This is a genomic window from Streptomyces sp. NBC_00433 (assembly GCA_036015235.1).
In the GTDB taxonomy this organism is placed as follows: Bacteria; Actinomycetota; Actinomycetes; order Streptomycetales; family Streptomycetaceae; genus Actinacidiphila.
In genome coordinates, this window is record CP107926.1 from 4,850,881 (window position 1) to 4,876,875 (window position 25,995).

Below are 25,995 nucleotides of genomic sequence, written 5' to 3' on the forward strand. Positions count from 1 at the left end.
GGACATCCCAGAGCGCCAGGAGCTGACGTCGGCTCAGTGTGGAGCCTGCCAGGCCTGCCGGGATCCTCGCGTCACTCACGGCCGCTGTCCGACCCTTCACGGACAACGGCCTTGCCCATTGCTCTCTCCACCAGGCCCAGCAGGCGCTCGGCGCGGTCGCGATAGAACGTGTCGAAGTCGTCCGTGCGCAGGGTCCTTGGGTCGATGTGATGGGTTCCGACCACGTCGTCGAGCCAGTCGCCGCTGGTGCCGGCCTCCTTCTCCAGAGCCGCGAGGTAAACGGAAGGAGAGTTGGCGCCGATGGTCTGGTACGCCCGGTAGGAGAGCGCGGTCTTGTTGACGATGCTCGTCATTCGGGTGGGGTCCGGCGCGGTGCGCTCGAACCACGCCTTCGGGAAGATCTGCCGAATGTCGACAGACCATCCGGTCAGGTTCTGTTCGCTGATCTCTTCCTCCTGGAAGGCCCAGTCCACTGCGCCTTCCTTCATCAGCAGCGCGTGCACGCCCTTGTAGGCGGCGCTGTTGCGTGAGGTGAGCCGGTGAAGGCGTTGTTCCTGGAAGGACGCCTCAGAGATGGTGTCCGGCTCGGGACCGCCTTCCGTCAGCCATGGGATCACCTGTTCCACGTCGCGGACGAACCGGGTGTCCGTGACTCCGCCGTAGAGTTCGCCGAGGACGCCGCACCAATACCAGCGCGCCAGCCCTTCCTGGACCTTTGGCTCTCGTCGCGCGTTCCCCAAGAGCGCCGCGATGGCGGCGAGCGGGACCAGCTGCGACCCGTAGGGCAGATCGCGCTCACGGAAGATGTGCTGCGACGCCAGGAAGTGGCCGGCCCAGGCGAAGGCGCTGGTGACCTCGGGAGCTAGCGCAGTGTAGTCGGACAGCGGTAGGTGAAGCAGGTCGCGGCGCTTGCAGCTGACTGCCGGCGGGCTGGCAGCGCCGGGGTTGGCCGCCAAGTACTGCTGCTTGCGCTGCCAGGTCTGTGTGAGCGCCATCGCCTGAAGGAAATCCAGACTTGTAAGCCCGGTCTCCTGCCTGCTGTCCCGGTCGATGGAGCCGAAGACCGGAAACGCGGCACTGAGCATGGACTTGGTCGTCAGCCATTCCTGGCTGAGACTGAAGTCCTTTCCGTGTTCCCGGGTGTAGCCGGCATCCCCGGCATAGGTTGCCGTGAGGAGCTCGAACACGTTGAGTACGACACCCCCGGTGTTCACTCGCTCGAAGACCGAGCACACCGCGTCCTTCCGCGTCTCCTTGGGCAGGCGGATCAGCGGCACTTTGAAGCCCTTGACGGTGTCGATGACCTTTGCCTGGAAGGCCGACCAGATGTCCCACCGGTCCTCGGCTGCGCTGACGTAGGTGCGCTGCCACTTGCCGGTGCCGTCGGCATCGAAGATCAGGTTCAGGGGGAAGAAGCCCTGCGCGCACTCCGCGTCCCGGCTCCTCAGATCGAGCAGCGTCCGGCCGAAGGGGCCTCGTACCAGGCGGTCTTCGGGGATCGAGCGGATAGCCTCGTCCCGGTCGGTTCCTTCTCCGACGGCCATGGAGATGTCGATGTAGTACCAACGGCGCACGGGCTTGTTGCGGGCATCGCTCGTCTCCACAGCCTGGCCCGACCGCAGGGCCTGGAAGAGTGAGGTCAGACGCTGCTGCCCGTCGAGCAGGAGCTGTTCCGGGACGGTTCCCGGGGAGACCGGGGTGCCGTGCAGCGGCCTCGCTTTGAACTGGGACTCCCCGCCGGTCTCGAGCGTCATGGCCACACCGAGCGGGTAGTCGAGTGTCACGGTGGCCAGCAGGGCACTGATGCGATCATCGTCCCACTTCCACTGACGTTGAAAGTCCGGTAATTGGATCTTTCCGACAGCAACGTCATCGAGCATCTTGCCCAGGCTCGGGCCGTCCAGTGCCACCACTAGTTGTTCTGTCCATGGAGGTTGGTGACAGTGATCACGACTGGGGGATCTTGAACGAGTGAGGGCCTTCCGGGTTCGGTGTGGATTGCGACATCGCCACCGAACGATCAGAAGGCCCTCATGCCCCACCGTAATGCACCCCTGACCGAGACTGGTCGCCTGCGTCTGGCCCGCTGCGTCGTGGACGACGGCTGGCCCCTGCGCCGCGCGGCTGAGCGCTTCCAGGTCTCGCCCACAACAGCTCACCGGTGGGCGTCCCGCTACCGTGAGCTCGGCGAGGCCGGGATGTCCGACCGCCCATCGCGCCCGCACCACAGCCCGACCCGGACGCCGACCCGGACCGAGCGGCGGATCATCAAGGTCCGTGTCCTGCGCCGGTGGGGACCGGCCCGTATCGCCTATCTGCTGGGGCTGAACCCGGCCACCGTGCACCGCGTCCTGACCCGCTTCGGCCTCGCCCGCCTGGCCCACCTGGACCGCGCCACCAGCCAGGTGATCCGGCGCTATGAGCACGCCGCCCCCGGCGACCTTGTGCACGTCGACATCAAGAAACTCGGCAACATCCCGGACGGCGGCGGCCACAGGGCCCTGGGCCGGCAGGCAGGCCGCAAGAACCGGGCCAAGGCCGGGATGAGCTTCCTGCACAACGCCGTCGATGACCACTCCCGCCTGGCCTACAGCGAGATCCTCACCGACGAGAGGAAAGAGACCGCCGCCGGGTTCTGGCAGCGCGCCCACACCTACTTCGCCGAAGCCGGGATCACCGTCCAGCGCGTCTTGACCGACAACGGCGCCTGCTACAAGTCCCACCTGTGGCGCGACACCCTGGCAGCGGCTGGGATCACTCACAAGCGCACCCGCCCCTACCGGCCACAGACCAACGGGAAGGTCGAGCGGTTCAACCGGACCCTGCTGGACGAGTGGGCCTACGCCAAGCCATACCGGACCGAGACCGAACGACGCGAGGCATACCCCCTCTGGCTCCACACCTACAATCACCACCGCGGACACACCGCACTCAAAGGCCAACCACCCGCCAGCCGCATCCCCAACCTCACGGGTCAGTACAACTAGTGCTCCCCGGCTCCACATCCACGCCATCACGCGCCACCCTCCACCGGCTAGGTAGCTGACGGACGCCTCACGCACGATCCTCCCGAATGCTGACCGTTCCCGAGGGTGTTTTCTTTTAGAAAGCAACCTTTTCGTAGCTTCACACATCGTGTACTACAATGGTGTCACGGATGCTTCCCGCCCCGGCAAGACCCGGGTCACCAGTGTTTCGCTGCGTGCCGAGACCCTGGAGGCGATTCGCTCGCGTGCGGGCAAGCAGGGCGTTTCCTCCTACATCGAGGAAGCCGTTCAGCGTCAGCTCCAGCGTGAGGCCGTAGATGACTACATCGCAGAGTACGAGGCCGAGCATGGTCCCGTTGACCAGGCCGAGGTAGCGGCGCGGGCGGAGAAGATTAGGGCACACCAAGCTGCACACCGTGCGGACGTCTCGCCGGCGGACGCTGCGTGAGCGGCACTCTCGTCCTGGACAGCGAGGCTTTGTCGAAGCTGTCGAGGCGGCACCGCGACATGACGGTGTGGCTGGACGTCGCCCGAACCCTCGATCTGCTGATCGTGACCAGCGCGGCAACGCTGGTCGAGGCGCGCGATCCCAAGGTCGCCCAGGAGGCATTCGACTTCGCGGTCTCCCTCACCAAGGTGCGACCGATCACGGAAGAGACCGCCCGCTCCGCGAGCAAGCTTCTGGTCGCCGAGGGACTTCATGATCACAAATACGCTATTGACGCGATGCTGGCGGTTACCGCCCATGCGGAACACGGTGATGTGACGGTCGTGACCAGCGACGTGGGCGACCTGCGCCGGCTCTGCCATCCGCGCATCGCAATCGAGCCGATCTGAGGTCTTCAGACAGGTGACGGCTGCTGCGATTCCCGCAGGTCAGGTCGTGATGCGTGAACGAGGCTTGACTGACGTCACGAGGGTTCCCAACCGGATCCGCTCAGTGACGGTCGCGGCGGCGGTCAGCGTCGGCACGGCCCCGAACCACGGCTCGTCCCTGAAGGTCCGCCACGACAGGTGGTCGTAGGTGTAGGCGGCGTGGAGACCGAGAGCCTCGGCGCGCTGCCACACCTCCCTGCCCTGCTCGTGCCAGCGGTAGATCGGCAGGATCACAGTGCTCAGACGCATGCGGCGAGCCTATGGGAGAGGCGGCATTAGGTCAGCGAAGTGCGTGTTCACATGTTATGTATTACACTGGGTCCATGAACACCCCCCGCCCAGGCAAGACCCGGGTCACCAGCGTTTCCCTGCGCGCCGAGACCTTGGAGGCGATTCGCTCGCGTGCCGGCAAGCAGGGCGTGTCCTCGTACATCGAGGAAGCTGTCCGGCGTCAGCTCCAGCGTGAGGCCGTGGACGACTACATCGCGGAGTACGAGGCCGAGCACGGTCCTGTTGATCAGGCCGAGGTGGCGGCACGCGCCGAGAGAATCCGGACACACCACGCCGCGCACCGTGGCGGCGCCTCACCGGCGGACGCTGCGTGAGCGGCACTCTTGTCCTGGACAGCGAAGCCCTCTCGAAGCTGTCCCGGCGGCACCATGACATGACGGTGTGGCTGGACGTCGCTCGAACCCTCGATCTGCTGATCGTGACCAGTGCGGCAACCCTGGTCGAGGCGCGCGATCCCAAGGTCGTACAAGCGGCGTTCGACGTCGCCGTCTCCCTCACCAAGGTGCGACCGATCACCGAAGAGACCGCCCGCGCCGCGAGCAAGCTTCTGGCCGCGGAGGGGCTTCACGGCCACAAGTACGCCATCGACGCGATGCTGGCTGCCACCGCACACGCGGAACACGGCGAGGTGACCATCGTGACCAGCGACGTGGATGACCTGCGCCGACTGTGCCATCCGCGAATCGCGATCGAGCCGATCTGAGATATCCAGGCCTGGTGACGCCGCTTACCGCGATTCCCGCAGGTCAGCCCGCGGTAGGTGAACGCGGCTTGACTGACGTCACCAGCGTCCCGAGCCGCATCCGCTCGGTGACCGCCGCAGCGGCGGTCAGCGTCGGCACCGCTCCGAACCAGGGCCCGTCCCGAAAGGGCACCCGCCACGACAAGTGGTCGTAGGTGTACGCGGCGTGAAACCCGAGAGCCTCGGCCCGCTGCCACACCTCCCGCCCCTCGGCGGCCCAACGGTAAATCGGCAGAATCACGACCTTCGAAACGCCCCCAGCGTGCCTCCTGATCATGTTGACGCACCGCCAGACGCCGAGATCCCCGACCGGGTCGAGCTCAGCGTTCCACTCAGGCGTCGCGGAGGCGCAGTGAGGTAGCCCCCACGACGATGGCGGCGCCGGTCCACGCACAGAGCACAAGCGCACCGACCCCGGGTGATAGGTGCGGAGAGTCGGGCTCGGTGACGATGAATGCGGCTCCCGCCTGTGACGGCAGGAACTGCGCGACGTGCCTGCCCGCCGATCCGAACAGGTCCAACACAGGCAGGACGAACACCAGGGCGAAGTAGCTGACCAGAGCGCCAGGGGTCGAGCGCACGATCCAGCCGATCATTCCTCCGATGACTCCGGCCAGCACCATGTACAGGGCCGTGCCCAGCACGACCCGCCACACCCCTGGATCGGACAGCGAGAACCCCGTGCGGTATTGGCCGATCACCGCTTGCGAGACAATAAAAGTGGCAATGGTGGTCGTCGTCATTACCATTGCGGCGACCACGAAGAACACCGTCAACTTGGCCCAGAGCACCGGAAGACGTTTGGGGACCGCGGTGAATGTCGAGCGAATCATGCCCGTGCTGAATTCACTGGAAACGAACAGCACACCCAGCGCCCCGATCAGGAGCTGCCCCAGGTAATAACCTTTCAGCGTCGCCGACGGCGTCAGGTCGGCGACGTCTTGAACGGCGGCGGGATTGCGGGTGTTATAGGCGATGATCAATCCAACGGCCGGCATGCTGAGCACGGCCGCGCCCAGCACCGCCCAGCTCGATCGCAGACTGCGCAACTTGATCCATTCGGACTTCACCGTCCGCGCGAGGGTTACCGGTTGGCTGTCTACGCCGGCCCCGGCGCTCCGGCGGGCGGCGGAGGTATCGATCGTGGCGGTGCTCATGCGGCGTCCTTGGTATTCTCGATGGTGGAGCGGTAGTCGATCGAGTCGTCGGTCAGGGCCATGTACGCCTCTTCCAGAGAAGCAGCGTGAGTGGCCAACTCCAGGAGGGTGATTCCAGCCTCTGCGGCAGTCACGCCAATGCGGTCGCTGGTGAGGCCCTGCACTTCCAGCGTCTGCTCCGCGATGTTGCGTACGGTGAAGCCGACGCCGGCCAGTAGGGCAGCGAGCCGAGCAGCTTGTGGGGACCGGACTGTGACGACATCGGATGACGCCGTCGCGATGAAGTCCGCCATTGACTGATCCCGCAGCAACTTGCCCTTTCCCACCAGGATGACGTGATCGGCAGTCAGCGCCATCTCGCTCATCAGGTGGGACGACAGGAACACGGTGCGGCCCTCGTCGGCCAGCCCCTTGAGCAGGTTGCGGATCCATCGCACGCCGTCCGGGTCCAGCCCATTGACCGGCTCGTCAAGAATCAGAGTCTGCGGGTCGGCCAGCAGTGCCGAGGCGATACCCAGCCGCTGCCCCATACCCAGTGAGAAGGCGCCGGCGCGGCGACCGGCGACATCACCGAGCCCGACCATCCCGATCACCTCGTCGACCCGTTTGACTCCGATCCCCGCCGTAGCCGCCATCGCCAGCAGATGGTTGCGCGCCGAACGGCCGGTGTGCACCGCCCGGGCTTCCAAGAGCGCTCCGACCTCCGCCAACGGACTCTGGTGCTCAGCGAACGGTTTCCCGTTCACGGTAACTGATCCGGACGTCGGGGAGTCCAGCCCCAGAATCATCCGCATCGTCGTCGACTTTCCGGCGCCATTGGGACCGAGGAACCCGGTGACAACACCCGGCTTGACGGTGAACGTCAATCCGTCGACGGCCAACTTGTCCCTATAGCGTTTGGTCAGACTCTCGGCCTTGATCATGCGTCCTCCAATTGGTTTCTTCTTACCGTTTCCGCCGGAAAGCCGGTACAGTCAGCGTGTACTCCCCCGATGTGTCCTGTTGGCTTATCCGGTCCCCCGCTCGGATGACCCGGTCGTCACGCCCGGTCTGATACGTCGACCTCGGCCTTCGGAGTGCCACCGGGGCCGGATCTGACGTCGACGCCCTTGCGGTCGGAGCCGGCGGCAGTGGCGACGGTGGCGGCAGCACGCAGATGCCAGACGCGGGCCGGTGGCAGGTTGGCCCAGACCGTGCGGGAGTCGACGGCATCGTGGGACTGCCGCCAGTGGGCGAGGGTGTCGAGGACCGCGCGCCGCCGGTCAGCCGCGCGCCGGGCGGGGACCAGGGCGCGGGCGCGGCTGGTTCCCCGGTAGGCGAAGTAGGTGAGGTGGCCGCCGGGCTTGAGCGCTACGCGGTAGAAGGCGAGCGCCTCGGCGACCTCGTGGGGCAGGAAGTTGGCGAAAGGCAGGCCAGAGACGATCACGTCGTAGCGGCCGCTGCCGAGGCCGTTTCCGAGGCCACCATGCGCCAACTCGCCGACCGGTTGCTCGATCAGCCGGATCCGTTCCCCGTCGACTTCCAGCCGCCGGTCGGCGCGGAGCCGATTGGCGAAGCGGGGGTTCGCCTCGACCAGGTCCAGGGTGTCGCCTGGGCGGAGCCGGTTGGCGAGTACGCGCGAGACCGCGCCGGTTCCGGCTCCCACCTCCAGTACTGCCAGGGGTTGCCGGCCAGGACGGGGAGTCAGGAGCGGGGCCGCCAGGGCGCGGGAGAGACGACGGCTGCTCGGGGCGACGGCTCCGGTGGTGTGGAAAGTACGGGCTGTCTCGGTGAGAAAGAGCGCGGCGTCTGCCACGCTGCGGGACCATGCCCCTGCCGGCGCGGGAAAGCTCGATCGGTTCATCCGTTCAGGCTCGTGCGCCGGTGGCTCCCGGGAATCGGCTGATGTATGAGCCGGGACCCCTACGAAAGTCGGGGTCAGGTACGGCTGGTGGGCGATGCGGGTACGGCCGGCGGGTGCCTACGATCGGCCGGTGCACGCAGACGCAGGCCCCGGCCTCGAATTCCGGCACCGTTGGCGGCCGCTGTGGACCGAGTATGTGCTGATCTGCACAGCTCTCGCCCTCGTGGTCCAGCAGGCGTACGCGACCCGGGGTGGCGCCGCGCTGCCGCTGAGGGCGTCGGTCGCGTTCGGTGCGGCGCTGGCGCTGACCGCCCGTGAGCGGTTCCCGCTGTCGGTCGGCGTACCCGCGCTGGCGGCCATGGTGGCGCAGAACCAGATGGCGCCGATGACGGTACTGCTGTTCCATCTGGCCGCACGAGGCCGCACGAGAGCCGCCGCCGCTTACGGGAGCCTCGCCGCCCTGGCGCCGTGGCTGTGGCGCCCGCCGATCCACGGCCCGGTCGAGCCCAGGTACTCTCCGGGGCTGGTGTTCGCGCTTGCCATCACCGCCGGACTGTGGACGGCAAGCCGGCGCCGTCTGGCCGCCAGTCGGGCCGTCGAGGCCGAACTGCACGCTGAGCAGGCCCGATTGGCAGAGCGGGCCCGCATCTCCGCCGAGATGCACGACGTACTCGCCCACCGGCTGAGCCTGCTCGCCCTGCACGCCGGCGTCCTGGCGATGCAGACCGAGACGCTGCCGCCCCCGGCCCTCGAGCGGATTGCGCTGCTCCGCGCCACTGCGGCACAGGCCCTGGCAGACCTGCGCGATCTGCTGGGAGCGCTGCGAACGGACCTGCCCGGCGACCCCCGGAAGGAGCGCGGCCCAGCGGTGCAGGACCTCTCCGCGCTGCTGGCCGAGGCCGACGCCGCCGGGCAGCGGATCGAAGCGGAGATCGGCGGGGAAGCCGGATCCGCCCCGGCCAGTCACCGGCTCGCTGTGCACCGACTGGTCCAGGAGGGGCTCACCAACGCCCGCAAGCACGCCGGCGGCGCACCGGTGCGGCTGCATGTGCACTACGGCAGCCCGGCCACATCCGTGGAACTCGTCAACGGTCCGGGCCGTCCGCCGTACCCACCTTCCGCGACCATCGGCTACGGCCTGGTCGGCCTGTCCGAACGGGTCAGCGGCCTCAGCGGACATCTCCATCACGGGCCTTCGCCGGACGGCGGTTGGCGGCTCTCGGCCCGCCTCCCTCTGTCCCCGGATCCCGCAAGCTCCCTGCAGCGGCAGCCGATTCCCGGATCGGAGACCTCGTGATCAACGTACTGGTCGTCGACGACGACGCCCTGGTCCGGCTGGGCCTGGCCGACCTGATCGGCACGGACCCGGCCCTGCTGCTCGTGGCCGAGGCGGTCGACGGCCTGGAAGCGGTCGAACAGGCCACTCGCCACCGGATCGACGTGGCCCTGGTCGATGTCCGGATGCCCCGTATGGACGGCATCGCCGCCGTCCGCCGACTGCGTACCCTTCCCGCTCCGCCGCGCATCGTCATGCTGACCACGTTCGACATCGACGAGTACGTCTACGACGCTCTCGCCGCCGGCGCCGACGGCTTCCTGCTCAAGGACACCGAGCCCGCAGACATCCTTCGCGCCATCCACGTGGTCGCGGCCGGCAACGGCATGCTCCACCCCTCCGCAGCCCGCCACCTGATCGACCGCTTCCACCACACCGCCCGCCCCGACGCCCGTGCCGCCCGCAGACGACTGGCTCGGCTCACCCCCCGTGAAACCCAGGTCCTCAGCCGCCTCACCGAAGGCGATACCAATGCCGAGATCGCCGCTGTTCTCGGCATGCGCGAAAGCACCGTCAAGGCACACGTCAGCCGCATCCTCACCACCCTCGAAGCCAGCAACCGCGTTCAGGCCGCCCTCCTCGCGCGCGACGCCGGCCTTCCCCGCTGAGCCCTCCGACCGCGCGCACGCGCTCGACGGCGTCCGGCGAAGGCCCGGTGAAGGAGAAGCGGAACGGCACGGAATTCACTCCGGAACGGGGTGGGGCCACAGCAACCCGACAAGGATCCATGGCCCGGCGAGCCGGAGCCGCATCAGCCGTCCTGCCCGGCACTGAGGTCGAACCCGTGATGACGAACCCCTCGCCCGTTCACACACCGTGTACTACAATGTGTCGATGGATACTCCTCGCCCCGGCAAGACACGAGTCACCAGCGTTTCTCTGCGCGCCGAGACCCTGGAGGCGATTCGCTCGCGTGCCGGCAAGCAGGGCGTGTCCTCGTACATCGAGGAAGCCGTGCAGCGTCAGCTTCAGCGTGAGGCCGTAGATGAGTACATCGCGGAGTACGAGGCCGAGCACGGTCCTGTTGATCAGGCCGAGGTGGCGGCACGCGCCGAGAGGATCCGGGCGCACCACACGGCCCACCGTGGCGGCGCCTCGCCGGCGGACGCTGCGTGAGCGGCACTCTTGTCCTGGACAGCGAAGCCTTGTCCGAACTGTCCCGGCGGCACCGTGACATGACGGTGTGGCTGGACGTCGCTCGAACCCTCGATCTGCTGATCGTGACCAGTGCGGCAACCCTGGTCGAGGCACGTGATCCCAAGGTCGTACAAGCGGCGTTCGACGTCGCGGTCTCCCTCACCAAGGTGCGACCGATTACGGAAGAGACCGCCCGCTCGGCGGCCAAGCTTCTGGCCGCCGAGGGACTACATGGTCACAAGTACGCCATTGACGCCATGTTGGCGGCCACCGCACATGCGGAACACGGCGAGGTGACCGTCGTGACCAGCGACGTGGACGACCTGCGTCGACTGTGCCATCCGCGTATCGCGGTCGAGCCGATCTGAGATCTTCAGGCAGGTGACGGCGACTGCTGCGATTCCCGCAGGTCAGCCCGTGATGCATGAACGAGGCTTGACCGACGTCACCAGCGTCCCGAGCCTGATCCGCTCGGTCGCGGCCGCCGCCGCTGTGAGCGTCGGCACCGCCCCGAACCACGGCTCGTCCCTGAAGGTCCGCCACGACAGGTGGTCGTAGGTGTAGGCGGCATGGAACCCGAGAGCCTCGGCCCGCCGCCACACCTCCCGACCCTGCTCGTGCCAGCGGTAGATCGGCAGGATCACGGTGCTCAGACGCATGAGGACGACCTTACGGGCGCAGGCGCCGCACCGGCGAAAGGCCACCATTGGGGGAAGCAGACCACGGAACGCGCACCTGCTCGCTACCGTGGTGAAGGTGAGCACAATGAGCGTCGCCGAACTGGACGCGCTGATCGAGGAAGCAACGGTTGACACGTACGACGAGATCGAAGCGGTCAACGGCTTCCTGGCCGTCATCGACGAACACTTGGCGCTTCCGTTCTCCACGACCGTCCTGGGCGTCGAGGTGACCGTGGTCGAGGTCTACCTCACGAACGACCACCGGGTGAACGCTCGTTGCATGCGGGAGGGGTTCCGGCAGGACATCGGCTTGGCTGAACTGCCCCTGCCGGAGCCGCCTCCGGACGGGACGCACTGGGTCGAGGCGTACCGGCGCTGGGCCGGATGCTGAGAAAAGCGGACCCGGACGAGAGCCGAAGCACATCGGAGCACGACATGAACACCTTCCCAGATCTCGTCCATGCCCTGCGGCGTAGCGCTGAGCTGAAGGAAGAGCTCGTCGCGTTCGGGGAGGGCCGCGCGTTCGAGCGGTTCCTCGACCCGCTCTTGGCCGAGGCCGGCGGCCCTGAAGGCGCGTTGGACGAGGCGACCGCGATCAACGTCATCGACCACTTCCTGCTCCAGTACCGCCTGCCTGATGGCAGCACGGTCGCCGACCGCTTCGTCACTCGGCGAACGGCTCTGTCCGAAGCCGACCGGCAGATGGTCCTGGCCTGGCGCGACCCGGTCGAAGGGCTTTTCGAGGTGCGGGGCAAGGACCGCGACTGCCTGCTCCTGCTCAACCTGCTGGACGACCTGGAGTATCGGACGTACGCCAGCGCCGGGCCGTCGGCCTTCCGCGGAGTCGCCAAGGGAGGCTTCCTCGGCGCCCGACTGGTCGGCCTGGCGAACGTACCCGGCGCATGGTTCGTCTCCGGTGTGATGTCCTCCTACCCCCGGACCGCCGCTTCGGAGATCGCCAGCGCGGCCCTCGACCTGGCCACCGTGCGGCCCGACCTCGTCTTCCGCAATCCGGAGAAGGTCGAGCAAGGATGGCGCTCAATGCGTGAGGACCGGGCTGCGTTCGCCGAGTTCTGCGGCAGCGACGAACTGGTCCTCACGCCAGAGGAGGCCGAGGACCGTATCAACGCCTTCTACCGCCACCGCCAGGAGATCGCCGCCGAGCGACGTCCCGGCCCCGCTCGGGGCGCGCGGCGGCCCGCCCCGGGCCTGCCCCTCTTCACGTTGCCGCCCGAACTGGCGGACTCGGACACTGTGGGCGTCATCTACGACCGGGTCGACGGGCTCAACTTCTACGCGGACTACGGGTCGCTGCTGGACCTGTTCGCGAACCCCGACCTCGCGGGCCGCAAGCACCATCAGGACCTGCTCCGCACGTACTTGCGAGAGGAGACGATCACGCCGCTGCCCATCCGCCGTCTGGCCGCCGCACACCCGCAGAACGTCGACACGGTGTTCCGCAGACTCCTGCGGCAGCCCGGATTCACCTGGAGCGAGCACGGCGACGCCTTGCTGCGCCGACGCAAACCCTGGTACTACGAGAGCGAGCCGCGCCCGGGAGTCTCCGTGATCGGTGACCGGCTCAGTGAGCTGCTCCGCGTCCGGCCGCGCTGAGCGCATGCCGGTAGCTTCACAGACTGCACACCCGGCGACCGAGAAGAAGGGGCGTTTACGTGCATACTGCGGTATGCTCGCCATATGGCTGACACGACCCGGATCACGGTCACGCTGCCGACCGAGCAGGTGGCGGAGCTGAAGAAGCTCACGGACAACGTCTCCGGCTATGTGGCCGAGGCAGTCGCCCGTCAGATCAGGCACCAACTGCTCGGGGCCGACCTGCGGAGCTACGAGGACGAGCACGGATCCTTCAGCGAAGAGGAGCTGGCCGAGGCCCGAGCGCGTATCACGGGAGCGACGCAGACCACGGGCGGCGCGAGCGCCGCGTGAGTCAGCACGTCGAATCCGTGGTCCTGGACAGCGAGGGCCTGTCCGCCTGGGTCGCCCAGGACCGGAAGATCCTCGGCCTGCTGAAGCTGTTTCACGAGATGGGCGCGGATCTCATCATCAGCGCGAACACCATCGTGGAGGTCAGCCACTCCCGCGTGAACATGCCGCGACTCCAGTGGACCCTGTCCCGGGTCAAGGTGGAGCCGGTCACCGAGCAGACCGCCAAGGAAGCGGCGAGGCTGCTCAAGACGGCCGGCCTGCACGGTCACAAGTACGCCATCGACGCGACCGTCGCGGAAGCGGCCCTGCGGCAGGCCGGGCCCGTGGTCATCCTGACGTCGGACATCGACGACATGGCCCGGCTGTGCGGCAAGCGGATCGGGCTCATCAGCCTCTGAGCCGCAGAACCGCAGGTCAGCCCCTGATGCGTGAACGCGGCTTGACCGACGTCACCAGCGTCCCCAACCGAATGGTCGACGTCACGCCGGCGGCAGCAGTCAGCGTCGGGATCGCCCCGTGCGAGGGGCCGTCCCGGAACGTCCGCCACGACAGGTGGTCGTAGGTGTAGGCCGCGTGGAACCCCAGTTCCTCGGCCCGCCGCCAGACGTCCCGTCCCTGCTCGTGCCAGCGGTGGATCGGAAGAATCACGGTCTCAGTCGCATGCCCTCGACCATACGAGAGACCGATGCCCACAGGTCACCGGCGAGCCTGGGGACACTGGAATCACGACCCGTGATGGACACCGCCGACGTCCCGCGCAGTTCGCCCGGCCCGCGGCAAGGAGGGTCAGGTGTCGGTGCCGGAGGTGAGGGCGTCCATACGGCGGGCGGCGACCTCGCGGTCGGTCGCGGCGGCGACGAAGGCCGGGACGCCGGATGGGCCGACCAGTGAGCGGACCGCGGCGACCGTGGCCGCGGGCAGCGGGACCTGCACCGGCACGTCGTCCCGCGGGGCAGGCGGGGGCGGCTCCGCGGGCTCGGTCGGCGGGAGGGCGTCGCCGAGGTGGCGGCGTACGTGCTCGGTGGCCCGCAGCCGCATCGCGCGGGCCAGCTCCGCGTCGACGGTGTGCTGGGCCAGCGGCCGCAACCGGCGGACCAGGTCGGCGGCCTCGGCCGCCTCGGCGTCGTTGGGCGGGTGCTGCAGGAAGCGGGGGAAGACGTATTCGGTGGTGAATTCGAGGAAGCGCTCCGAGATGTACTCCACCTGTCCGCGCAATTCCCGCAGATGGCCGGTGATCGCGCCCAGCGGCACACCGGCGGCGTGCAGCTCCACCGCGACGGCCAGCTCCCGGGGGCTGGGCACCTCGAACTCGTCGACTGTGCCCGGCACCGCCTCGAGCACCCCGAGCTGCAGCGCCTCCTCCACCGCCGACAGGTCGGCCACCCCGCCGAAGGCGGCGATCAGCTCCCGCAGGCCCATCCGCACCGGCTGCTCGTCGGACCACGGCCGGTCCACCTCGTCGACCAGGCCGAGCACTCCGCCGAGCCCGGTGCCCGCGTCCCACGCGGCCAGCAGCTCCTTGATGCTGGCCAGGGTGTAGCCGCGCTCCAGCAGATCGGCGATCTGCCGCAGCCGGTCCAGGTGCGCGTCGTCGTACACGTTGGCCCGGCCGAGCCGCTCCGGCTTCGGCAGCAGCCCGCGGTCGGTGTACGCGCGGATGGTGCGGACCGTGGTCCCGCTGAGCCGGGACAGGTCCTCGATCCGGTACGCGCCCTGCCCGGTGCCGGCGGGCGTGCTCACCTGGCGGCCCTCACTCGCTCTCACCCACGTGCTCTCGTCCCTCGGTCGTCATGAGGCCGCCGCGTGTCCGGTCGGCCCGGTGGCGGCCCGGGTCGCGGGGGAGGCGGCCAGATATTCGACCGCCTTGCTCAGCGAACCCTCCTGCGACGGATGGTACGACCGGCGCAGATAGCGCGGCATGGCGGCGTGGAGCGACGCCCAGGAGGGCAGCAGCCCGCGGCGGGCCGCGGCGCGGTGGTCCCTGAACCGGTAGCAGCCCCGCACCAGGCGCCGGTCGTGCCGCAGCAGGTGGCGGGCGCCGACCGTCCAGAGGTAGAACAGCGCAGGCCAGGCCAGCGCCATCCCCTCCACCCGGCGCAGATAGCGCAGCGCGCCGCCACCGCCCGTGTGCTGGTACATGTCGAACGCCACCGCCCGGTGCTCGACCTCCTCCGCGCCGTGCCAGCGCAGCAGGTCCAGCATGACCTCGTCGGCGCCCGCGCCGTCCAGCGCCTCCGCGGCCAGGATCCAGTCTCCGAGCACCGCGGTGAAGTGCTCGATCGCCGCTACGAGCGACAGCCGGAAGCGCAGCCACTCCCGCCTCGGTATGGGTGCGCCCCACGGCGGCATCTCGCCGAGCAGCACGTCGAACATCCACTCCACGTGGCGGGTGTAGGCGGCGGTGTCGAGCTGCTGCTCGGCCAGGTGCTCCAGCACGTACGCGTGCTGCATGCTGTGGGTGGCCTCCTGGCCCATGAAGCCCTTGACGTCCTTGAGCAGCTGCTCGTCGGTGACCAGCGGCAGCGCCTCCTTGAACACTTTCACGAACCACCGCTCCCCGGCCGGCAGCAGCAGATGCAGCACGTTGATGACATGCGTCGCGGTCGGCTCGTCCGGAATCCAGTGCAGAGGAGTCTGCTTCCAGTCGAACGTGACCCGGCGCGGCTTGATCGGGTGATTCACGGGCGCGGCCTCCTTACCGGTGGCTCGGGTGGGGTGGGTCGACGGGACCGGAACGGCCGGTCACAGCGGCGGGTCGACCCGGGCGAGCGCCCGCAGTGCGCCGGGCGACAGCCGGGACAGCAGCCGGGCCCCACGGGCCTCCGGGGTGACCGGGACCACGGCGGTGTCCCGCATCACCGCCCTGACGACCGCTGCGGCGACCTTCTCCGGCGGGTAGTTGCGCAGCCGGTAGAGCCGGGCGCTCCGCGCGCGGCGGCGTGCCTGCTCCTCGTCGCTGACCCCGGTGTGCCGGGCGCTGGCGGTGATCGGGGTGTTCACCGGGCCGGGGCATATCGCGCTCACCCCGATGCCGTGCGGCGCCAGCTCTGCCCGCAGGCATTCGCTGAGCATCAGCACCGCCGCTTTCGAGGTGCTGTACGCGGGCAGCACGCGGGACGGCAGGAAGGCCGCGGCCGAGGCGGTGTTGACGATGTGGCCGCCCTCCCCGCGCTCGACAAGTTGCCGCCCGTAGATCCGGCAGCCGTGGATGACACCCCACAGGTTGACGTCGAGGACCTGCTTCCAGTCCTCGGGTGTGGTGTCGAGGAAGGAGCCCGCGAGGCCGATTCCCGCGTTGTTGACGACCACGTCGGGCACGCCGTAGCTGTCGAGGGTCCGGGCGGCGAGCGCTTCCATCGCCGCGGCGTCGGACACGTCCACCGTCTCGGGCCAGGCGTCGGGTGCGCCGATCCGCCGGGCCAGCTCGGCGGTGTCCGCCGCGCCCCCGGTGTCCCGGTCGACCGCCACCACCCGGGCTCCGGCCTCGGCGAAGGCGAGCGCGGTGGCCTTGCCGATCCCGCTGGCCGCGCCGGTGACCAGCACCAGCTGGCCGCCGAACCGCTCCTTGGCCGCCGGGAGCGCCCTGCCCAGCGCGGACCTCGGCAGCATCTCCGGCCTCCCCGCCCGCACGACGCCCGCTCCCGCCGCCGCACCCGTGTCCGCCCCGGCCACCGGACGGCCGCCGGCGCCGCCGGTGTCTTCGACCGCGGTGACGAAGTCGGTGATCCAGCGGGCCAGCTGCTGCGGCCGGGAGCGCGGCACCCAGTGCTTGGCGGGCAGTGTGTGCCGGGTCAGCCGGGGCACCCAGTGCTCTAGGTCGTCGTAGAGCCGCTCCGACAGGAAGGCGTCACCGGTCGGGGTGATCAGCTGCACCGGCACGTGCGCGTACGCGTCGGGCCGCGGCCGGCCGAGCCGCCGCCGCACGTTGTCGCGGTAGAGCCAGGCGCCGTGCGCGGCGTCCTGGGGGAGCGAGGCGGTCGGATAGCCGTCGGAGGGCAGCTTCTCCACCCGGGCCAGCAGCCTGGGCCACTGCTTGCCGAGGACACCGCGCCAGGCCAGCTCGGGCAGCACGGGGGTGTGCAGCGCGTAGACATACCAGGACTTGACGCCCTGTCCGAGCACCTGCGCGGCCCTGCGGGGGGTGGGGCGGCGGACCCGGTGCCTGATCCAGTGGCCGAAGTGGTCCAGGCACGGCCCGGAGACGGAGGTGAACGACGCCAGCCGCCCTGCCGTGCCGGGCACGGTGGCGAATTCCCAGCCCTGCACCGAGCCCCAGTCGTGGCCGACCAGGTGCACGGGGCCGTCCGGACTCACCGCGCGGGCGACCGCGAGGAAGTCCTCGGTCAGCTTCTCCAGTGTGAAGCCGCCCCTGAGCGGCTCAGGGACGCCGGAGCGCCCGTGCCCGCGCACGTCGTAGAGGACCACATGGAAGCGGTCGGCGAGCAGCGCCGCCACGGCGGACCAGACTTCCTTGCTGTCCGGATAGCCGTGCAGCAGCACCACAGTCGGCAGCGCCGCGTCACCGTATTCGGCCACGCACAACCGGACCCCGTCGGCACCGGTCACGAACCGCTCCGCGCCCGTCGATCCGCCCATCCCGCTCACCGCCCCTCTCCGCACGCCGGCAGCACCGGCCGAAGCTGACACTGATGACTGTGACATCGCTCGATGGCACGGTCAAGACCCGTCCCCACCCTGTGGAAAACTCTCCGTCTCCACCCGATGGCAGCCTGTGGTGGTAGCGACCCCTACGGGTGGTCAGCCCCCAGGACTACACAGATCCGGCACCCCGGGCTGACGTCAGAGTGTGGCGCGGGCCACTACGGTCAGGCATGTGACTGTGATCGCTACCGAAAGCCTGAGTAAGCGGTACCCGAGGGTGACCGCTCTTGACCGGCTGTCCGTGGACGTCACCCCCGGTGTGACCGGGCTGGTGGGGGCCAACGGGGCCGGGAAGTCGACCCTGATCAAGATCCTGCTGGGGCTGTCCCCGGCCACCGAGGGTCGTGCCGCCGTGCTCGGACTCGACGTGGCCACCGAGGGGCCGCAGATCCGCAGCCTGGTCGGCTACATGCCCGAGCACGACTGCCTGCCGCCCGACGTGTCGGCGACCGAGTTCGTCGTCCACATGGCCAGGATGTCCGGGCTGCCGCCCACCTCCGCGCGCGAGCGCACCGCGGACACCCTGCGGCACGTCGGCCTGTACGAAGAGCGGTACCGCCCGATGGGCGGTTACTCGACGGGCATGAAACAGCGGGTCAAGCTCGCCCAGGCGCTGGTGCACGACCCGAAGCTGGTGCTGCTCGACGAGCCGACCAACGGCCTCGACCCCACCGGCCGGGACGAGATGCTGGGCCTGATCCGCCGGGTGCACACCGACTTCGGGATCTCGGTGCTCGTCACCTCCCATCTGCTCGGCGAGCTGGAGCGCACCAGCGACCACATCGTCGTCATCGACGGCGGCAAGCTGCTGCGGGCCTCCTCCACCAGCGACTTCACCCAGGCCACCGCGTCCCTCGCGGTCGAGGTCACCGACCGGGAGAGCGAGCTGCTCGGCCTGCTGACCGACGCGGGACTCACCGCGCAGGCCAACGGGCATCTGCTGCTGGTCGACATCGCCGGCGACGACACCTACGACACGGTGCGCGACGCCGTCGCCGGTCTCGGTGTCGGCCTGGTGCGGATGGAGCAGCGCAGGCACCGGATAGCCGAGCTGTTCATCGACGAAGACACCACCCCCACCGGGGAAGACGCCCCGAGCAAGGAAGGAGACGGCCGTGACGCAGCCTGACGTCGCCGCCCCCGGCGGCCCAGCGGGCCCCGCCGCGGGCGCCGCTGCCGGTTCACCCCCCGATGTCATCCACAACATCGGGTACCGCAACTACACCGGTCCCCGGCTCGGCCGCGGCTATGCCCGGCTGGCGCTGTTCTCGCAGAGCCTGCGCGGCGCCTACGGGCTCGGCCGCAGCGCCAAGTCCAAGGTGCTGCCGATGATCCTGCTCGGCGCGATGTGCGCGCCCGCGCTGATCATGGTCGCGGTGGCGATCTTCACCGACCGCCCCGACCTGCCGGTCGCCTACACCCGCTACGCGATCATCATGCAGGCGGTCATCACTCTCTTCGTCGCCGCCCAGGCCCCGCAGTCGGTCAGCCGCGACCTGCGCTTCAAGACCACCCCGCTGTATTTCTCCCGCCCCATCGAGCGGGTCGACTACGTGGCGGCCAAATACGCGGCTCTCACCGTGGCGCTCTTCCTGCTGACCGCGATACCGCTCGTCATCCTCTACGTCGGCGCGCTGCTGGCGAAGCTGAGCTTCGCGCACCAGACCGCCGGGTTTGCGAAGGGCCTGGTGTCCGTAGTCCTGCTCTCCCTGCTGTTCGCCGGGATCGGCCTGGTCATCGCCGCGGTCACACCGCGCCGCGGTTTCGGGGTCGCGGCGGTCATCGCGCTGTTCGTGGTCAGCTACGCGGCCGTCTCCGCCGTTCAGGGGGTCGCCGACTCCCAGGAGAAGTACCACGTCATCGGCTGGCTCGGGCTGTTCTCGCCGGTCACCCTGATCGACGGCTTCCAGACCTGGTTCCTCGGCGCGGGCTCCGCCTTCCCGCACGCGGCGGGACCGGCGAACGCCGGGATCGGCATGCTCTACCTGCTGGTGCTCCTGGCGGTCATCGCCGGCACCTTCGGCCTGCTGATGAACCGCTACCGGAAGGTGGGCCTGTCGTGACCACGATCAGCATCGACAACGTCTCGCGCTGGTTCGGCAATGTGGTGGCGGTCAACGACGTCACCATGACCATCGGGCCCGGCGTGACCGGCCTGCTCGGCCCCAACGGCGCGGGCAAGTCCACCCTGATCAACATGATGGCCGGCTTCCTCGCGCCCTCCAACGGCACGGTCACCCTGGACGGCAACGCCATCTGGCGCAATGAGCAGGCCTACCGCGAGATCGGCATCGTGCCCGAGCGCGAGTCGATGTACGACTTCCTCACCGCACGGGAGTTCGTCGTCGCCAATGCCGAGCTGCACGGCCTGCCCGACCCGGCGGCCGCGGCTCAGCGGGCGCTGGCCACCGTCGAGATGGAATACGCGCAGGACCGGCGGATCGAGACGTACAGCAAGGGCATGCGGCAGCGCGCGAAGATGGCGTCCGCGCTCGTCCACGAGCCGTCCGTGCTGCTGCTCGACGAGCCCTTCAACGGCATGGACCCCCGGCAGCGGCTCCAGCTGATGGACCTGCTGCGGCGGATGGGCGCCGCGGGCCGCACCGTGCTGTTCTCCTCGCACATCCTGGAGGAGGTCGAGCAGCTCGCACACCACATCGAGGTGGTGGTGGCCGGACGGCACGCCGCGTCGGGCGACTTCCGCAAGATCCGCCGCCTGATGACCGACCGCCCGCACCGCTATCTCGTCCGGTCCAGCGACGACCGGCGGCTGGCGTCCGCGCTGATCGCCCACGCGTCCACCGCGGCGATCGAGCTGGACCTGCGGGAGGACGCCCTGCGCATCCAGGCGGTCGACTTCGCCGGCTTCACTGAATTCCTGCCCCGGATCGCCCGCGACCACGGCATCCGGCTCTTCACGGTCTCGCCTTCCGACGAGTCCCTGGAGAGCGTCTTCTCCTACCTGGTCACGGCGTAAGGAGCCGACCGACATGTCCGTCACCACCGCCCCGGCCGGCCGCGGCGCCATGCAGCCGCCGGCCACCGGCCCCAAGCTGTACCACCCGACCGTGGCACGGCTCACCTACCGGGCGCTGCTCGGCCGCCGCCGCGCCCTGCTGCTGTTCCTGCTCCCGCTGCTGCTGCTGGTCATCGTCAGCGCGGTCCGCGGGCTGGCAGGCGCCGACGACTCCACCGCCAACAACGTGCTCCAGGGCTTCGCGCTCAGCGCGATGGTGCCGCTGGTCGGCGTCATCGCCGGCACCGGCGCCATCGGCCCGGAGATCGATGACGGCGCGATCGTCTACCTGCTGGCCAAGCCGATCAGACGCGGCACGATCATCTTCACCAAACTGCTGGTCGCGATCGGCGTGACCATGGCCTTCTCCGCCATCCCGACCCTGCTGGCCGGCTACATACTCAACGGTAACGGGCAGAACATCGCGGTCGCCTTCACCGTCGGCGCGGCCATCGCGTCCATCGCCTACGCCGCGATCTTCCTGCTGCTCGGCGTGCTCACCCGGCACGCGGTGGTGGTCGGCCTGGTCTACGCGCTGGTGTGGGAAGGCGTGGTCGGCAATGTGGTGCCGGGGGCGCGCACTCTGAGCGTCCAGCAGTGGGCGCTGGCAGTGGCGCAGAAGCTGGCCCACGGCGACGTGGTCAGCTCCGACGTCGGCCTGACCACGAGCATCGTGCTGCTGGCCGCGGTCACGGCCGCGGCCACCTGGTTCGCCGGGCGCAAGCTGCGCAGCCTCAAGCTCGCCGGGGACGAGTGACATCGGCCGGCGCTGAGCCGTAGGGGATGACGGGCGGGAGCGGCCGTCACGTCGGCGGGCAGCGCACAGCGCCCCGGTGAAGACTGAGGGCAATGGCCCAGCAGACCACGCAGGCGGCGCGGACCGTACCCACCCGGATCCGCGCCGCGGCGCACCGGCTCCGCCGCGTCACCCCGCGCGGCGCGCGGCGCTTCGCCGCGCACTGGGTGCGATCGTCGCCGGGCACCCACACCTGGCTGGCGATACTGGCGGTCACCAGTACGGTCATGGCGCTCGCCCCACCGGACGTGCGCTCGTATCTGCTGCACCGCTTCAGCACCAACCTGGTCGAGCTGCACAGTCACCCGATCCGCGTACTGATCGGCAGCGCCTTCTGGATCGAGACGCCGTCCGGCTTCGTCTTCTACGCGCCGCTGTTCGAGTTGGTGCACGCGTCGGCGGAGCGCTGGCTGGGCACCTGGCACTGGCTGTTCACCGCGGCCAGCGCGCATGTCGGCGCGACACTGCTCAGCCAGAAGGCGGTCTTCTTCGGGATACGGGACGACCGGCTGCCGCACTCACTGGCGCACACTGTGGACATTGGGGTGAGCTACGGCCTGGCCGGGGTGGTCGGGGTGCTCGCCTACCGGGTGCCGCGGCCGTGGCGCTGGGCGTATCTGGCCGTGATCCTGGGCTTCTTCGCCTATCCGGTGCTGACCGACGCCGACGCCACCTACACCGACCTCGGCCATCTGACCGCCGCGCTGATCGGGCTGTGCTGCCACGCGGTCACACCGGTCACGGTCGCGGCCCCGCACCGCTCGGAAGCACCGACGACCGGCGGCGCAGACGGCGATGAGGCCGGGGATGCCGGGGAGGGAGAGGTCAGAACGGGCCGAAAAGCCGGGTGAGGACCGGCACGATGCCGTCCTCGTCGTTCGACGCCGTCACCTCGTCGGCGGCCCGCTTCAGCTCCGGGTGCGCATTGGCCATGGCCACGCCGTAGCCGGCCCAGCCGAACATCGGCAGGTCGTTGGGCATGTCGCCGAAGGCGATGGTCTCGGCTGCCGTCACCCCGAGCCGCCGCGCGGCCAGCGAGAGGCCGGTCGCCTTGGTGAGCCCGAGCGGCAGCAGCTCCACGATGCCCGCCCCCGCCATGGTGGCGCTGACCAGGTCGCCGGCCACGTCCTCGGCCACCTGGGTCAGCTCGTCGTCGGACAATTCCGGGTGCTGTATGTAGAGCTTGTTGATCGGCTCCGCCCACAGCTCGTCGGTGCCGCTGATGCGGATGACCGGCAGCTCGGGGTTGTAGACGTACCCCGGGCCGATCAGCACGTCGCCGGCGAGCCCGTCCCTGCTGGCGGCGACCGCCAGCGGTCCGACCTCGGCCTCGATCTTGGCCAGCGACAGGGCGGCGATCTGCCGGTCGAGTGTGACCGAGGTCAGCAGCCGCCCGGCCGCCGCGTCGTAGACCTGTGCGCCCTGGCCGCAGACGGCGAGGCCCTCGTAGCCCAGGTCGTCCAGCACATGGCGGGTCCACGGCACCGAGCGGCCGGTGACGACGATGTGCGCGGCCCCCTTCGCGGCGACCGCGGCGAGCACGTCACGCGAGCCCCGCGAGACGGTGGCGTCGCTGCGCAGCAGCGTCCCGTCCAGGTCGGTGGCGATCAGCCGGTAGGGCAGCGCGCCGGGTCCTGGCGCCGCCGGTGAGGACGAGTCGGGCCCGGCTGCGGCGCCGCTCACTCGGCTGCGGCGGAGAAGGCGGCGGCGGCGGAGGCGACGGGCTCCAGCACGTCGCGGCCGCCCAGATACGGTCGCAGCACCTCGGGGACCCGCACCGAGCCGTCCGGCAGCTGGTGATTCTCCAGGATCGCCACGATCGTCCGCGTCACCGCGCACAGCGTGCCGTTGAGCGTGGCCAGCGGCCGGGTGCCGTCGCTGTCCCGCATCCGCACGCCGAGCCGCCTGGCCTGGAATTCCAGGGTGTTCGAGGTGGACGTCAGCTCGCGGTATTTACCCTGGGTCGGGATCCAGGCCTCGCAGTCGAACTTGCGCGAGGCCGAGGCGCCCAGGTCGCCGGAGGCCAGCTCGATCACCTGGAAGGGCAGTTCGAGCGAGGTCAGCCACTGCTTCTCCCAGGCCAGCAGCCGCTGGTGCTCGGCCTCGGCCTCCTCGGGAGCGGTGAAGACGAACATCTCCACCTTGTCGAACTGGTGCACCCGGAAGATGCCGCGGGTGTCCTTGCCGTACGAGCCGGCCTCGCGCCGGTAGCACGACGAGAACCCGGCATAGCGCAGCGGCAGCCGGGACGCGTCGATGATCTCGTCCATGTGGTACGCGGCCAGCGGGACCTCGGAGGTGCCGACCAGGTAGAGGTCGTCCTTGTCGAGGTGGTAGACGTCGTCCTCGACCTGGCCCAGGTAGCCGGTGCCCGCCATGGCGGCGGGCTTGACCAGGTTCGGCGTCAGCATCGGGGTGAAGCCGGCCGCGGTGGCCTGCGTGATCGCCGCGTTGACCAGGGCCAGCTCCAGCAGGGCGCCGACGCCGGTGAGGTAGTAGAAGCGTGAGCCCGACACCTTGGCGCCGCGCTCGGTGTCGATGGCGCCGAGCAGCTCGCCCAGCTCCAGGTGGTCGCGGGGGGTGAAGCCCTCGGCGGCGAAGTCGCGCGGGGCGCCGTGCTGCTCCAGGACGACGAAGTCCTCCTCGCCGCCGATCGGGGCGTCGGGATGGACCAGGTTGCCCAGTTCGAGCAGGAGCCGCTGGGCCTCCTCGGCCGCCTCGTGCTGCTCGGCGTCGGCGGCCTTGACCGCGGCCGACAGCTCGCCGGCGCGGCGCAGCAGCTCGGCCTTCTCGTCGCCCTGGGCCTTGGGGATCAGCTTGCCCAGCTGCTTCTGCTCGGAGCGCAGCCCGTCGAACCGGGTCCCGGACGCCCTGCGCCGCTCGTCGGCGGAGAGGAGGGAGTCGACAAGCGCGACGTCCTCTCCACGGGCGCGCTGCGAGGCGCGCACACGGTCGGGGTCCTCACGAAGCAGGCGAAGGTCGATCACGGCTACAGGCTACCGGGGCGAGGCAGCCGTACGCGACAAGTTAGGGGCTTTATGCCCGTTATGAGTGTTTCACTCCGAAAGCTGGAGAAATCTATATAGCGGGCGGAAAAATGGCCCGTCAACCTTATTGCGGGTGTCCCTCCGACGGGGCATCCCGCTTGTGGAGAAACGGAGTTGATCATCGCTTCGGGGCCGAGTTATCCACAGGGGGCCCAGGATCTCCACGACTTGTCCACAGGGTGTGGGGAAGATCTGTGGAGGAGGAGCGAGATCATTCCGGGGGCCGGATGTTCGGCCATGGATTCCCCGTCAAAACCCGCTCCACACTCACTTTCGAGTGAGAAATACTCCCTCGGACGAGTGGGTCGGACGAATTGGGGTGACGAGGCGTGTCCTGCGTCACTCTGTGACGTCCTGGTGTCTGTGTACCAATTTGTCGACTAGGTCGGCTTTCTCTGTCGACTTGTCCCCAGTTACCCACAGGCCGCGGAAGCTGCCTGTGGATAACTCGTCAGTAGCTGTGCACAACCTGCGGAACGCTTCTTCGACCCGCTTGTCAGCCGCGCCCGTCGAGGGCACGGTTCAGCCAGTCCGAGGCGTCGGTGAATTCCGCGTCCCCGGTGCCGCGGGCCACCGTCCCCGCCACCTCGTCGGCGCGCGGGTACGAGCCGAGGAAGCGTACGTTCAGACACCGCCGCCGCAGACCCATCAGCGCCTCGCCGACCCGCCGGTCGGTCAGATGGCCCTCGGCGTCCACCGAGAAGCAGTACTGCCCGAGGCCCTGGCCGGTCGGCCGGGATTCGATGCGCATCAGGTTGACCCCGCGGATCGCGAACTCCTGCAGCAGTTCGAGCAGCGCGCCGGGGTGGTCGTCGCGCAGCCAGAAGACCGCGGAGGTCTTGTCGGCCCCGGTCGGCGCCGCCAGCCGCGCCGGGCGGCCGACCAGCACGAAGCGCGTCGTCGCGTTCTGCGCGTCGTGGATCTCGGTGGCCAGCGCTTCCAGGCCGTAGGTCGGCGCGGCGAATTCCCCCGCGAAGGCACCGTCGAAACGGCCCTCCTGCACCAGCCTGGCCCCGTCCGCGTTGGACGCCGCCGACTCCCACACCGCGTCGGGCAGGTGCTCGGCCAGCCACTGCCGCACCTGGATCTGCGCTGCCGGGTGCCCGGTCACCGTCTTGACCGCGGCCAGGTCGGTGCCGGGGCGCACGAGCAGCGCGAACGCGATCGGCAGCAGCACCTCGCGGTAGATCATCAGCGGCTCGCCGAAGGCCAGCTCGTCCAGGGTGGCGGTGATGCCGCCCTCCACCGAGTTCTCGATCGGCACCAGCGCGCCGCCCGCGTCGCCGCCGCGCACCGCGTCCAGCGCGGCGGGCACCGACACCATCGGCACCAGCTCACGGGTCGCGGCCTCCGGCAGCGAACGCAGTGCCGCCTCCGTGAAGGTCCCTTCGGGACCGAGATACGTGTAGCGGCTCGCTGGGGACATGCCGTCAGCCTAACGGCCCCCACGCCCGCGCCGTACGGCTCACGACGGGCTC

The 25,995-nt window shown here is 69.4% G+C and carries 29 protein-coding genes and 3 pseudogenes; 18 read left to right on the forward strand and 14 right to left on the reverse strand.

What is annotated here, in order from left to right:
• Nucleotides 1–71: 71 nt before the first annotated feature.
• Nucleotides 72–1,910 carry a DUF262 domain-containing protein gene (locus OG900_20585; GenBank protein ID WUH92270.1) on the reverse strand — a complete coding sequence of 613 codons (1,839 nt, stop codon included), beginning with the start codon at nucleotides 1,908–1,910 and terminating at the stop codon, nucleotides 72–74.
• Nucleotides 1,911–2,033: 123 nt separating this feature from the next.
• Between OG900_20585 and OG900_20590 the strand changes: the two genes are divergently transcribed.
• From OG900_20590 to OG900_20600, 3 genes are all read left to right on the forward strand, one after another.
• Nucleotides 2,034–2,987 carry an IS481 family transposase gene (locus tag OG900_20590; GenBank protein WUH92271.1) on the forward strand — a complete coding sequence of 318 codons (954 nt, stop codon included), beginning with the start codon at nucleotides 2,034–2,036 and terminating at the stop codon, nucleotides 2,985–2,987.
• Nucleotides 2,988–3,135: 148 nt separating this feature from the next.
• Nucleotides 3,136–3,435 carry a hypothetical protein gene (locus OG900_20595; GenBank protein WUH92272.1) on the forward strand — a complete coding sequence of 100 codons (300 nt, stop codon included), beginning with the start codon at nucleotides 3,136–3,138 and terminating at the stop codon, nucleotides 3,433–3,435.
• The gene (locus OG900_20600; GenBank protein ID WUH92273.1) at nucleotides 3,432–3,824 is read left to right on the forward strand and encodes a DNA-binding protein; all 393 of its coding nucleotides are present in this window, start codon (nucleotides 3,432–3,434) and stop codon (nucleotides 3,822–3,824) included. The genes OG900_20595 and OG900_20600 overlap by 4 nt, the downstream gene beginning before the upstream one ends.
• Nucleotides 3,825–3,893: 69 nt before the next feature.
• Here the strand turns inward: OG900_20600 and OG900_20605 are convergent.
• Nucleotides 3,894–4,112, reverse strand: a pseudogene (locus OG900_20605) (LLM class flavin-dependent oxidoreductase).
• Nucleotides 4,113–4,186: 74 nt separating this feature from the next.
• Here OG900_20605 and OG900_20610 point away from each other — a divergent pair.
• Both OG900_20610 and OG900_20615 read left to right on the forward strand, forming a co-directional pair.
• Nucleotides 4,187–4,468: a hypothetical protein gene (locus OG900_20610; GenBank protein WUH92274.1), complete on the forward strand. Its 282-nt coding sequence runs from the start codon at nucleotides 4,187–4,189 to the stop codon at nucleotides 4,466–4,468.
• A complete protein-coding gene (locus tag OG900_20615; GenBank protein ID WUH92275.1) occupies nucleotides 4,465–4,857 on the forward strand; it encodes a DNA-binding protein in 393 nt (130 codons plus the stop codon). The genes OG900_20610 and OG900_20615 overlap by 4 nt, the downstream gene beginning before the upstream one ends.
• Before the next feature lie 43 nt (nucleotides 4,858–4,900).
• Here OG900_20615 and OG900_20620 read toward each other — a convergent pair whose 3' ends face one another.
• The 4 genes from OG900_20620 to OG900_20635 all read right to left on the reverse strand — a co-directional run bounded on the left by OG900_20620 (nucleotide 4,901) and on the right by OG900_20635 (nucleotide 7,896).
• Nucleotides 4,901–5,173 carry an LLM class flavin-dependent oxidoreductase gene (locus tag OG900_20620; protein WUH92276.1) on the reverse strand — a complete coding sequence of 91 codons (273 nt, stop codon included), beginning with the start codon at nucleotides 5,171–5,173 and terminating at the stop codon, nucleotides 4,901–4,903.
• Nucleotides 5,174–5,228: 55 nt separating this feature from the next.
• Nucleotides 5,229–6,053, reverse strand: a complete 825-nt coding sequence (locus OG900_20625; protein ID WUH92277.1) for an ABC transporter permease — start codon at nucleotides 6,051–6,053, stop codon at nucleotides 5,229–5,231.
• On the reverse strand, nucleotides 6,050–6,976 hold the full coding sequence (locus OG900_20630; protein WUH92278.1) for an ATP-binding cassette domain-containing protein: 927 nt from the start codon (nucleotides 6,974–6,976) through the stop codon (nucleotides 6,050–6,052). The genes OG900_20625 and OG900_20630 overlap by 4 nt, the downstream gene beginning before the upstream one ends.
• A 116-nt stretch (nucleotides 6,977–7,092) precedes the next feature.
• Nucleotides 7,093–7,896, reverse strand: coding sequence for a methyltransferase (locus OG900_20635; protein WUH92279.1), 804 nt, complete (start codon nucleotides 7,894–7,896; stop codon nucleotides 7,093–7,095).
• A 130-nt stretch (nucleotides 7,897–8,026) separates the two neighbouring features.
• On the opposite strand from OG900_20635, the gene OG900_20640 reads away from it, so the two are divergent.
• From OG900_20640 to OG900_20655, 4 genes are all read left to right on the forward strand, one after another.
• Complete coding sequence (locus OG900_20640) at nucleotides 8,027–9,193, forward strand: histidine kinase (protein ID WUH92280.1); 1,167 nt, start codon at nucleotides 8,027–8,029, stop codon at nucleotides 9,191–9,193.
• Complete coding sequence (locus OG900_20645) at nucleotides 9,190–9,840, forward strand: response regulator transcription factor (GenBank protein ID WUH92281.1); 651 nt, start codon at nucleotides 9,190–9,192, stop codon at nucleotides 9,838–9,840. The genes OG900_20640 and OG900_20645 overlap by 4 nt, the downstream gene beginning before the upstream one ends.
• 226 nt (nucleotides 9,841–10,066) lie before the next feature.
• Complete coding sequence (locus OG900_20650) at nucleotides 10,067–10,348, forward strand: hypothetical protein (GenBank protein WUH92282.1); 282 nt, start codon at nucleotides 10,067–10,069, stop codon at nucleotides 10,346–10,348.
• Nucleotides 10,345–10,737 (forward strand): DNA-binding protein, encoded by a 393-nt coding sequence (locus tag OG900_20655; protein ID WUH92283.1) that lies wholly within the window; start codon nucleotides 10,345–10,347, stop codon nucleotides 10,735–10,737. The genes OG900_20650 and OG900_20655 overlap by 4 nt, the downstream gene beginning before the upstream one ends.
• A gap of 66 nt (nucleotides 10,738–10,803) precedes the next feature.
• Here the strand turns inward: OG900_20655 and OG900_20660 are convergent.
• Nucleotides 10,804–11,028, reverse strand: a pseudogene (locus OG900_20660) (LLM class flavin-dependent oxidoreductase).
• Between the two features lie 106 nt (nucleotides 11,029–11,134).
• Here OG900_20660 and OG900_20665 point away from each other — a divergent pair.
• The 4 genes from OG900_20665 (at nucleotide 11,135) to OG900_20680 (ending at nucleotide 13,394) form a co-directional block, all read left to right on the forward strand.
• Complete coding sequence (locus OG900_20665) at nucleotides 11,135–11,440, forward strand: hypothetical protein (protein ID WUH95855.1); 306 nt, start codon at nucleotides 11,135–11,137, stop codon at nucleotides 11,438–11,440.
• Between the two features lie 44 nt (nucleotides 11,441–11,484).
• Nucleotides 11,485–12,663 carry a hypothetical protein gene (locus tag OG900_20670; protein ID WUH92284.1) on the forward strand — a complete coding sequence of 393 codons (1,179 nt, stop codon included), beginning with the start codon at nucleotides 11,485–11,487 and terminating at the stop codon, nucleotides 12,661–12,663.
• Between the two features lie 84 nt (nucleotides 12,664–12,747).
• Nucleotides 12,748–12,996: a type II toxin-antitoxin system CcdA family antitoxin gene (locus tag OG900_20675; protein WUH92285.1), complete on the forward strand. Its 249-nt coding sequence runs from the start codon at nucleotides 12,748–12,750 to the stop codon at nucleotides 12,994–12,996.
• A complete protein-coding gene (locus OG900_20680; GenBank protein WUH92286.1) occupies nucleotides 12,993–13,394 on the forward strand; it encodes a PIN domain-containing protein in 402 nt (133 codons plus the stop codon). The genes OG900_20675 and OG900_20680 overlap by 4 nt, the downstream gene beginning before the upstream one ends.
• 46 nt (nucleotides 13,395–13,440) lie before the next feature.
• On the opposite strand, the pseudogene OG900_20685 reads toward OG900_20680, so the two are convergent.
• The 4 genes and pseudogenes from OG900_20685 to OG900_20700 all read right to left on the reverse strand — a co-directional run bounded on the left by OG900_20685 (nucleotide 13,441) and on the right by OG900_20700 (nucleotide 17,592).
• Nucleotides 13,441–13,644, reverse strand: a pseudogene (locus OG900_20685) (LLM class flavin-dependent oxidoreductase).
• A 138-nt stretch (nucleotides 13,645–13,782) separates the two neighbouring features.
• Nucleotides 13,783–14,736: a MerR family transcriptional regulator gene (locus tag OG900_20690; protein WUH92287.1), complete on the reverse strand. Its 954-nt coding sequence runs from the start codon at nucleotides 14,734–14,736 to the stop codon at nucleotides 13,783–13,785.
• Nucleotides 14,737–14,784: 48 nt separating this feature from the next.
• Nucleotides 14,785–15,678, reverse strand: a complete 894-nt coding sequence (locus OG900_20695) for a metal-dependent hydrolase (GenBank protein ID WUH92288.1) — start codon at nucleotides 15,676–15,678, stop codon at nucleotides 14,785–14,787.
• Between the two features lie 60 nt (nucleotides 15,679–15,738).
• A complete protein-coding gene (locus OG900_20700; GenBank protein ID WUH92289.1) occupies nucleotides 15,739–17,592 on the reverse strand; it encodes an SDR family oxidoreductase in 1,854 nt (617 codons plus the stop codon).
• 211 nt (nucleotides 17,593–17,803) lie between these two features.
• Between OG900_20700 and OG900_20705 the strand changes: the two genes are divergently transcribed.
• The 5 genes from OG900_20705 (at nucleotide 17,804) to OG900_20725 (ending at nucleotide 22,321) form a co-directional block, all read left to right on the forward strand.
• Nucleotides 17,804–18,787 (forward strand): ABC transporter ATP-binding protein, encoded by a 984-nt coding sequence (locus tag OG900_20705; GenBank protein ID WUH92290.1) that lies wholly within the window; start codon nucleotides 17,804–17,806, stop codon nucleotides 18,785–18,787.
• A 67-nt stretch (nucleotides 18,788–18,854) separates the two neighbouring features.
• Nucleotides 18,855–19,721: an ABC transporter permease subunit gene (locus OG900_20710; GenBank protein WUH95856.1), complete on the forward strand. Its 867-nt coding sequence runs from the start codon at nucleotides 18,855–18,857 to the stop codon at nucleotides 19,719–19,721.
• Entirely contained in the window at nucleotides 19,718–20,635 is a 918-nt protein-coding gene (locus OG900_20715; protein ID WUH92291.1) for an ABC transporter ATP-binding protein, read from the forward strand. The genes OG900_20710 and OG900_20715 overlap by 4 nt, the downstream gene beginning before the upstream one ends.
• Nucleotides 20,636–20,711: 76 nt before the next feature.
• Nucleotides 20,712–21,431, forward strand: a complete 720-nt coding sequence (locus OG900_20720) for an ABC transporter permease subunit (GenBank protein ID WUH95857.1) — start codon at nucleotides 20,712–20,714, stop codon at nucleotides 21,429–21,431.
• Between the two features lie 92 nt (nucleotides 21,432–21,523).
• Nucleotides 21,524–22,321, forward strand: coding sequence for a hypothetical protein (locus OG900_20725; protein ID WUH92292.1), 798 nt, complete (start codon nucleotides 21,524–21,526; stop codon nucleotides 22,319–22,321).
• On the opposite strand, the gene OG900_20730 is transcribed toward OG900_20725, so the two are convergent.
• The 3 genes from OG900_20730 to pheA form a co-directional block, all read right to left on the reverse strand.
• Nucleotides 22,296–23,093 (reverse strand): Cof-type HAD-IIB family hydrolase, encoded by a 798-nt coding sequence (locus OG900_20730; GenBank protein ID WUH95858.1) that lies wholly within the window; start codon nucleotides 23,091–23,093, stop codon nucleotides 22,296–22,298. The genes OG900_20725 and OG900_20730 overlap by 26 nt on opposite strands.
• Before the next feature lie 56 nt (nucleotides 23,094–23,149).
• On the reverse strand, nucleotides 23,150–24,457 hold the full coding sequence (serS, locus tag OG900_20735) for a serine--tRNA ligase (GenBank protein WUH92293.1): 1,308 nt from the start codon (nucleotides 24,455–24,457) through the stop codon (nucleotides 23,150–23,152).
• Between the two features lie 556 nt (nucleotides 24,458–25,013).
• Nucleotides 25,014–25,943: a prephenate dehydratase gene (pheA, locus tag OG900_20740; GenBank protein ID WUH92294.1), complete on the reverse strand. Its 930-nt coding sequence runs from the start codon at nucleotides 25,941–25,943 to the stop codon at nucleotides 25,014–25,016.
• Nucleotides 25,944–25,995: the final 52 nt, after the last annotated feature.

Bases quoted from the DNA above. Each gene is read 5' to 3' on its own strand.
- OG900_20590 (WUH92271.1), top strand. From the start codon at position 2,034: ATGCCCCACCGTAATGCACCCCTGACCGAGACTGGTCGCCTGCGTCTG.
- OG900_20610 (WUH92274.1), top strand. From the start codon at position 4,187: ATGAACACCCCCCGCCCAGGCAAGACCCGGGTCACCAGCGTTTCCCTG.
- OG900_20620 (WUH92276.1), bottom strand. From the start codon at position 5,173: ATGATCAGGAGGCACGCTGGGGGCGTTTCGAAGGTCGTGATTCTGCCG.
- OG900_20625 (WUH92277.1), bottom strand. From the start codon at position 6,053: ATGAGCACCGCCACGATCGATACCTCCGCCGCCCGCCGGAGCGCCGGG.
- OG900_20630 (WUH92278.1), bottom strand. From the start codon at position 6,976: ATGATCAAGGCCGAGAGTCTGACCAAACGCTATAGGGACAAGTTGGCC.
- OG900_20635 (WUH92279.1), bottom strand. From the start codon at position 7,896: ATGAACCGATCGAGCTTTCCCGCGCCGGCAGGGGCATGGTCCCGCAGC.
- OG900_20650 (WUH92282.1), top strand. From the start codon at position 10,067: ATGGATACTCCTCGCCCCGGCAAGACACGAGTCACCAGCGTTTCTCTG.
- OG900_20665 (WUH95855.1), top strand. From the start codon at position 11,135: ATGAGCGTCGCCGAACTGGACGCGCTGATCGAGGAAGCAACGGTTGAC.
- OG900_20670 (WUH92284.1), top strand. From the start codon at position 11,485: ATGAACACCTTCCCAGATCTCGTCCATGCCCTGCGGCGTAGCGCTGAG.
- OG900_20675 (WUH92285.1), top strand. From the start codon at position 12,748: ATGGCTGACACGACCCGGATCACGGTCACGCTGCCGACCGAGCAGGTG.
- OG900_20700 (WUH92289.1), bottom strand. From the start codon at position 17,592: ATGGGCGGATCGACGGGCGCGGAGCGGTTCGTGACCGGTGCCGACGGG.
- OG900_20725 (WUH92292.1), top strand. From the start codon at position 21,524: ATGGCCCAGCAGACCACGCAGGCGGCGCGGACCGTACCCACCCGGATC.
- pheA (WUH92294.1), bottom strand. From the start codon at position 25,943: ATGTCCCCAGCGAGCCGCTACACGTATCTCGGTCCCGAAGGGACCTTC.